Below are 6,770 nucleotides of genomic sequence, written 5' to 3' on the forward strand. Positions count from 1 at the left end.
CAGCGTGGAAATTTACGAGAACGAACACGACCAGGTTGATGCGGTAAAACGCTTCTTTGCTGAAAACGGCAAAGCGCTGGTTGTTGGGGTCATTTTAGGGGTTGGCGCGCTGGTCGGCTGGCGTTACTGGACCAGTCATCAGACGGAGTCCGCACGCTCTGCTTCTCTGGCATATCAAAATACGGTGACTGCGGTTAGCGCAGGTAAGCCTGATAGCATTCCTGTCGCAGAGAAATTTGCAGCGGAAAACAAAAACACCTATGGCGCGTTAGCGTCAATGGAACTGGCACAGCAGTTTGTTGACCAAAACGAACTAGAGAAAGCCGCGGCCCAGTTACAACAAGGCCTGGCCGCCACCAGCGATGAGAATCTCAAAGCGGTGCTTAATCTGCGTCTTGCTCGTGTTCAGGTTCAGCTTAAGCAGGCTGATACCGCGCTGAAAACACTCGATACCATTAAAGGTGAAGGGTGGGCGGCAATTGTGGCCGATCTGCGTGGTGAAGCGTTGCTGAGCAAAGGCGACAAACAAGGTGCGCGTAGCGCATGGGAAGCGGGTGTGAAAAGCGATGCCTCTCCTGCTCTGAGCGAAATGATGCAGCTGAAAATCAATAATTTGTCCATCTGAGAGGGACCCGATGCAATTGCGTAAATTACTTCTGCCAGGGCTGCTTTCCGTTACCCTATTGAGCGGCTGTTCACTGTTTAGTGGCGAAGAAGATGTCGTTAAGATGTCCCCGTTACCGGTGGTTGAAAACCAGTTTACCCCGTCTACTGCCTGGAGCACTTCTGTAGGCAACGGTATTGGTGATTTCTACTCCAACCTTCATCCTGCGTTGGCGGATAACGTGGTCTATGCAGCCGATCGCGCAGGCGTGGTGAAAGCGCTGAACGCAGACGACGGCAAAGAAGTCTGGTCTGTTAATCTGGGTGAGAAAGACGGTTGGTTCTCCCGTGCATCTGCTCAGCTTTCTGGCGGTGTAACCGTGTCGGGCGGCCATGTTTATATTGGCAGCGAAAAAGCACAGGTTTATGCGCTTAACACCAGTGACGGTACAACTGCATGGCAAACGAAAGTTGCCGGTGAAGCGTTGTCTCGCCCGGTGGTGAGCGATGGCGTGGTATTGATCCATACCAGTAACGGTCAGTTGCAGGCATTGAACGAAGCTGACGGTGCCATCAAATGGACTGTGAACCTCGACATGCCATCACTTTCCTTACGTGGTGAATCCGCTCCGGCGACCGCCTTTGGCGCTGCGATTGTGGGTGGCGATAATGGTCGCGTAAGTGCTGTACTGATGCAGCAGGGCCAGATGATTTGGCAGCAGCGTATCTCTCAGGCCACTGGCCCAACCGAAATCGATCGTCTGAGTGATGTCGATACCACGCCGGTTATCGTCAATGGCGTAGTTTACGCACTGGCTTATAATGGTAACCTGACAGCGCTGGATCTGCGCAGCGGCCAGATCATGTGGAAACGTGAGCTCGGCTCGGTGAATGATTTCATCGTTGATGGTAATCGTATCTATCTGGTTGATCAGAATGACCGTGTGCTGGCGCTGACGACCGATGGCGGCGTGACGCTGTGGACGCAAAGCGATCTGCTGCACCGTCTGCTGACGTCTCCGGCTCTGTATAACGGTAACCTGGTTGTAGGCGATAGCGAAGGCTACCTGCATTGGATTAACGTTGAAGATGGTCGCTTTGTCGCTCAGCAGAAGGTCGACAGCTCAGGTTTCCTGACCGAGCCGGTTTCTGCTGATGGTAAACTGCTGATCCAGGCGAAAGACGGTACGTTGTACTCCATTACGCGTTAATCGTCCTGGCCGCTCGCTTTGAAAAACGGCTCCTGGTGCAGGGGCCGTTTTACTGTTTTTAACAATGGCGCAAAAATAGCGTCCATTGTCTGATGATTTTTTAAATGAGGCTTTAAACATGGTACCTGTGGTCGCGCTTGTCGGGCGCCCTAACGTTGGCAAATCCACGTTATTTAACCGTCTAACTCGCACCCGAGATGCGCTGGTTGCGGATTTCCCGGGTCTGACTCGTGACCGTAAGTACGGTCGTGCGGAAATTGAAGGCCGCGAGTTTATCTGCATTGATACTGGCGGTATTGATGGCACCGAAGACGGTGTTGAAACCCGTATGGCTGAGCAGTCGTTGTTGGCTATCGAAGAAGCAGACGTTGTGCTGTTCATGGTGGATGCGCGTGCCGGTCTGATGCCGGCAGATGAAGCCATTGCCAAGCATCTGCGTGCGCGCCAGAAACCAACCTTCCTCGTTGCCAACAAAACTGACGGACTCGATCCGGATCAGGCCGTTGTCGATTTCTATTCACTGGGACTGGGTGAAATTTACCCTATCGCGGCGTCTCATGGTCGTGGTGTCCTTAGCCTGCTGGAACACGTTCTGCTACCGTGGATGGACGATGTCGCGCCGCAGGAAGAAGTAGATGAAGATGCGGAATACTGGGCGAAACTGGAAGCCGAAGAAAACGGTGAAGAAGAGCCTGAAGATGATTTCAATCCACAGGATCTGCCCATCAAACTGGCCATTGTCGGGCGCCCGAACGTAGGTAAGTCCACACTGACTAACCGTATTCTCGGTGAAGACCGCGTTGTGGTCTACGATATGCCGGGGACCACGCGCGACAGTATTTATATTCCGATGGAACGTGATGAGCGCGAATATGTGCTGATTGATACTGCGGGTGTGCGTAAGCGCGGTAAAATTACCGAAGCGGTAGAAAAATTCTCCGTAATCAAAACGTTGCAGGCAATTGAAGATGCCAACGTGGTGATGCTGGTGATTGACGCACGCGAAGGGATTTCCGATCAGGACCTCTCGCTGCTGGGCTTTATCCTCAATAGTGGGCGCTCACTTGTTATCGTCGTCAACAAATGGGACGGCCTGACGCAGGAAGTGAAAGAACAGGTAAAAGAGACCCTGGACTTCCGCCTGGGCTTTATCGATTTTGCCCGCGTTCACTTTATTTCCGCGCTGCACGGCAGCGGCGTAGGCAACCTGTTCGAATCCGTGCGCGAAGCGTATGACAGCTCAACCCGCCGCGTTAGCACCGCGATGCTGACCCGCATTATGACCATGGCGGTAGAAGACCATCAGCCGCCGCTGGTGCGTGGTCGCCGTGTGAAGCTTAAGTATGCTCACGCCGGTGGTTATAACCCGCCGATTGTGGTGATTCACGGTAACCAGGTGAAAGACCTGCCGGATTCATACAAGCGCTATCTGATGAACTACTTCCGCAAATCACTGGAAGTAATGGGGACGCCAATCCGTATTCAGTTCAAAGAAGGGGAAAACCCGTTTGCGAATAAACGTAATACACTGACACCAACGCAGATGCGTAAGCGTAAGCGTTTGATTAAGCACATCAAAAAAAGCAAGTAACCCTTGCTGATGGCGATAGAGGCCCGCGTAAATCGCGGGCTTTTTTTCGCCCTTTTTTAGTCTGTATCTGTCTGTTTGCTGTCAATGACTATTCGCTTTTTACCAAGTTTAAATCTAAGAAAGTAGACAATTGTCGAATTTTCATCTTAAAGTCACCCGGTTGGTACTAGACAAAACTACTGTCAGGTTATCAAATGGTTAAATAACTCTTCGCCGTATGTAAAAAATCGACCAGCTACGTAACTGGCCGGCGTACATCACGGTGTTTACAAGCACACGACATATTTTTCGGGAGAATTATGCAATCCTCTGTTAATCAAAAAGAAAGCCGAACGTTCTTCGGTCATCCTTATCCGCTCGGCTCATTGTTCTTCACTGAGATGTGGGAGCGTTTTTCGTTTTATGGCATTCGTCCGTTACTGATCCTGTTTATGGCTGCTACCGTTTATGACGGCGGTATGGGGCTGGCGCGTGAAAATGCATCGGCAATTGTCGGTATTTTTGCCGGTACTATGTACCTTGCCGCGCTGCCGGGCGGTTGGCTGGCGGATAACTGGCTCGGTCAGCAAAGAGCTGTCTGGTATGGCTCTATCCTGATTGCCCTTGGCCATCTGTCGATTGCGCTCTCTGCCATCATGGGGGACAACCTGTTCTTTATCGGCCTGATGTTTATCGTGCTCGGCTCAGGTCTGTTCAAGACCTGTATCTCGGTAATGGTTGGGACGCTGTATAAAAAAGGCGATGCCCGCCGTGATGGCGGTTTCTCGCTGTTCTACATGGGTATCAATATGGGCTCCTTCATTGCTCCGTTGATCTCCGGGTGGCTGATTAAGTCTCATGGCTGGCATTGGGGTTTTGGTATCGGTGGCATTGGGATGCTGGTCGCGTTGATTATCTTCCGCGTGTTTGCCGTTCCGGCGATGAAGCGCTACGACAGCGAAGTCGGGCTGGACTCTACCTGGAACAGCCCGGTAGTCAAAAGAAAGGGCGTAGGCACGTGGTTGTTGGCGCTGGCGGTAGGTGTGGCAGTCATTGTTACCCTGATAGCTCAAGGTGTGATTGTGATTAACCCGGTCGCGGTAGCCAGCGTGTTGGTGTATGTGATTGCGGCATCCGTAGCCCTCTACTTCATCTACCTGTTTGTATTTGCAGGGCTGAACCGTAAAGAGCGCGCCAGATTGTTGGTCTGCTTTATTCTGCTGGTTTCCGCTGCCTTCTTCTGGTCGGCATTTGAGCAAAAGCCAACGTCGTTTAACCTGTTCGCTAACGACTACACTAACCGTATGATCGGCGATTTTGAAATCCCGGCTGTCTGGTTCCAGTCGATTAACGCGCTGTTTATCATTCTGCTGGCCCCGGTCTTTAGCTGGGCGTGGCCGAAGCTTGCCAGCATGAATATTCGCCCGAGCAGTATCACTAAATTTGTTATCGGTATTCTGTGTGCCGCAGCGGGTTTTGGCCTGATGATGCTGGCAGCACAAAACGTGCTGAATAATGGCGGTGCAGGCGTTTCGCCTTTCTGGCTGGTGGGCAGTATCCTGATGCTGACACTTGGTGAACTGTGCCTGAGTCCGATTGGCCTGGCGACAATGACGCTGCTGGCACCGGAAAGAATGCGCGGTCAGATGATGGGACTGTGGTTCTGCGCAAGTGCACTGGGTAACCTGGCCGCGGGCCTGATCGGCGGCCACGTGAAAGCCGATCAGCTGGATATGCTGCCGGATCTGTTTGCACGTTGTTCCATCGCGTTGATAATCTGTGCTGCGGTACTGATAGTCCTCATTGTTCCGGTACGCCGTATGCTGGAGAATGCACAGACTAAACCGGTTACCAGCGCCTGATAACACCTCGATATTGCCGGGGCGGGCATTCTGCTCCGGCAATTCAATCTACGAGGTAAGAGTATGCTGTTAGGGTTTGTGGGGCTTGGCGCGGTGGTTGAAACGGCATACTTGCCCGCATTACGTCACATGTTCGGTGATTCACTCCGCTGTGTGGGATTTGATGTGCAACCCGCAAAACAGCCTGCAGATGTGACACGCTGCGCATCGCTTGCTGAACTTCTTGCAACACCGCTTGATACCCTGTTTATCACCACCGCATCCCTGCACCATCTTGAAGTGCTGGAACAGGCGCTCGCTTCGCCCATCGCACGTATCGTGGTCGAAAAACCGATTGTCGCCACGCTTTCCCAAATTGAAAAACTGAAAATGCTGCTGGTTCAACCCGGCGTCGCTGATCGTGTACTGGCGCTAGACCACTGGATGGCGCGTAATGGCGCAATGCAGCTGGCATTGGGGAAACTCGGAGCGTTGTGGCTGGGCGATAACCCACAACCGGCACTGGTTACCCACTTTTCGGACATTGTTAAAATTGAAGGATTCTTGCAGGAGCCAAGCGGGATTAACACCGCCGGGGAACCTGTCGCGCTCAACTTTGCCACCGGTGAGCCGGATGAGCGCGAGCTTCGACACCCGGATGGTGTGATTCTGGATATAGGTACGCATGTGCTGGCAATGTTGCGTGAAACGGTTCGCTACCTCGGGGGAAATGATGAGATGGTGCTGCAGGTGATAACCGCGAAAGACCGTCTGGGGCGTGATATCTCCCGCGGTGACCTGACCACGGCAGAAGGTGAAGCTCATCTTCAGGGGCAGATTAGCGGTATTCCGCTGGATATCTGGCTCAACAAATATGCGGGACCTGCGGGAGGGCAAAAAGGTCTGAGCCTGTATCTGAGAGATGGGCGAATCATTAGCCATGACCGGCGCGGTGCAGAAGATGTGCTGGAACTTATTGAGGGCGATACTGTTTTGCGCTGGAGTCTTGCGGGGGCGGTTTATGCGCACTGCCTGGCAGAGCATATCCTGGGGGGGCAAAGTTTGTTTGAACGTAGCCCGCAGGAAGTCGGGCGGACAACGCAGCGCCGACTGGAAGAAGTGGAGCGCTTGTTAATGCTACAGCAGCAGTTGCGCGGGCAACATTAAGTGCACCGTGTTAACATCAGGGTAGTAATGAATTCCCCGTACAGGAGTCACCATGTCTATTATCTGCCCTGATTGTCATACTTCGCTGGAGCCTCAAAACGGCGTGGCATATTGCGAAAACTGTAATAAAGATATTCTGCTTGAAGCGCATTGCCCGGAGTGCCATCAGCCGCTGCAGGTGTTAAAAGCCTGCGGTGCGGTCGATTATTTCTGCCAGAATGGGCACGGGCTTATCTCTAAGAAACGCGTGGCGTTCTTGATTAAAAATAATTAAAAGTGAGTTAAGAACTTCTTATTTGATTGTCTGTTTTTACGTTTGCTACCATTGAATAAGACAGTATTCATTGAGTCATTAATATCTATTGGCATATTAAATAG

At 52.2% G+C, this 6,770-nt stretch carries 6 protein-coding genes; all 6 read left to right on the forward strand.

What is annotated here, in order from left to right; all coding sequences use genetic code 11:
* Window positions 1-4 precede the first annotated feature (4 nt).
* The 6 genes from NNO02_RS13610 to NNO02_RS13635 all read left to right on the forward strand — a co-directional run bounded on the left by NNO02_RS13610 (window position 5) and on the right by NNO02_RS13635 (window position 6,666).
* On the forward strand, window positions 5-625 hold the full coding sequence (locus tag NNO02_RS13610; RefSeq protein ID WP_271455021.1) for a YfgM family protein: 621 nt from the start codon (window positions 5-7) through the stop codon (window positions 623-625).
* 10 nt (window positions 626-635) lie between these two features.
* On the forward strand, window positions 636-1,814 hold the full coding sequence (gene bamB, locus NNO02_RS13615) for an outer membrane protein assembly factor BamB (protein ID WP_137384790.1): 1,179 nt from the start codon (window positions 636-638) through the stop codon (window positions 1,812-1,814).
* A 118-nt stretch (window positions 1,815-1,932) separates the two neighbouring features.
* Window positions 1,933-3,405 (forward strand): ribosome biogenesis GTPase Der, encoded by a 1,473-nt coding sequence (gene der, locus NNO02_RS13620; protein WP_271440698.1) that lies wholly within the window; start codon window positions 1,933-1,935, stop codon window positions 3,403-3,405.
* A gap of 299 nt (window positions 3,406-3,704) precedes the next feature.
* Entirely contained in the window at window positions 3,705-5,246 is a 1,542-nt protein-coding gene (locus NNO02_RS13625) for a peptide MFS transporter (protein ID WP_271440699.1), read from the forward strand.
* Between the two features lie 63 nt (window positions 5,247-5,309).
* Window positions 5,310-6,392, forward strand: a complete 1,083-nt coding sequence (locus tag NNO02_RS13630; protein ID WP_271455022.1) for a Gfo/Idh/MocA family oxidoreductase — start codon at window positions 5,310-5,312, stop codon at window positions 6,390-6,392.
* Window positions 6,393-6,444: 52 nt separating this feature from the next.
* The gene (locus tag NNO02_RS13635; RefSeq protein WP_271440701.1) at window positions 6,445-6,666 is read left to right on the forward strand and encodes a zinc ribbon domain-containing protein; all 222 of its coding nucleotides are present in this window, start codon (window positions 6,445-6,447) and stop codon (window positions 6,664-6,666) included.
* The last annotated feature ends 104 nt before the right edge of the window (window positions 6,667-6,770 follow it).

Origin of the sequence: Citrobacter sp. Awk 2, assembly GCF_028069815.1 — a bacterium.
GTDB lineage: Bacteria > Pseudomonadota > Gammaproteobacteria > Enterobacterales > Enterobacteriaceae > Citrobacter.

Excerpts from the sequence above, each read along its gene's own strand:
- der (WP_271440698.1), top strand. The coding sequence starts at position 1,933 with ATGGTACCTGTGGTCGCGCTTGTCGGGCGCCCTAACGTTGGCAAATCC.
- NNO02_RS13635 (WP_271440701.1), top strand. The coding sequence starts at position 6,445 with ATGTCTATTATCTGCCCTGATTGTCATACTTCGCTGGAGCCTCAAAAC.
- NNO02_RS13630 (WP_271455022.1), top strand. The coding sequence starts at position 5,310 with ATGCTGTTAGGGTTTGTGGGGCTTGGCGCGGTGGTTGAAACGGCATAC.
- NNO02_RS13625 (WP_271440699.1), top strand. The coding sequence starts at position 3,705 with ATGCAATCCTCTGTTAATCAAAAAGAAAGCCGAACGTTCTTCGGTCAT.
- bamB (WP_137384790.1), top strand. The coding sequence starts at position 636 with ATGCAATTGCGTAAATTACTTCTGCCAGGGCTGCTTTCCGTTACCCTA.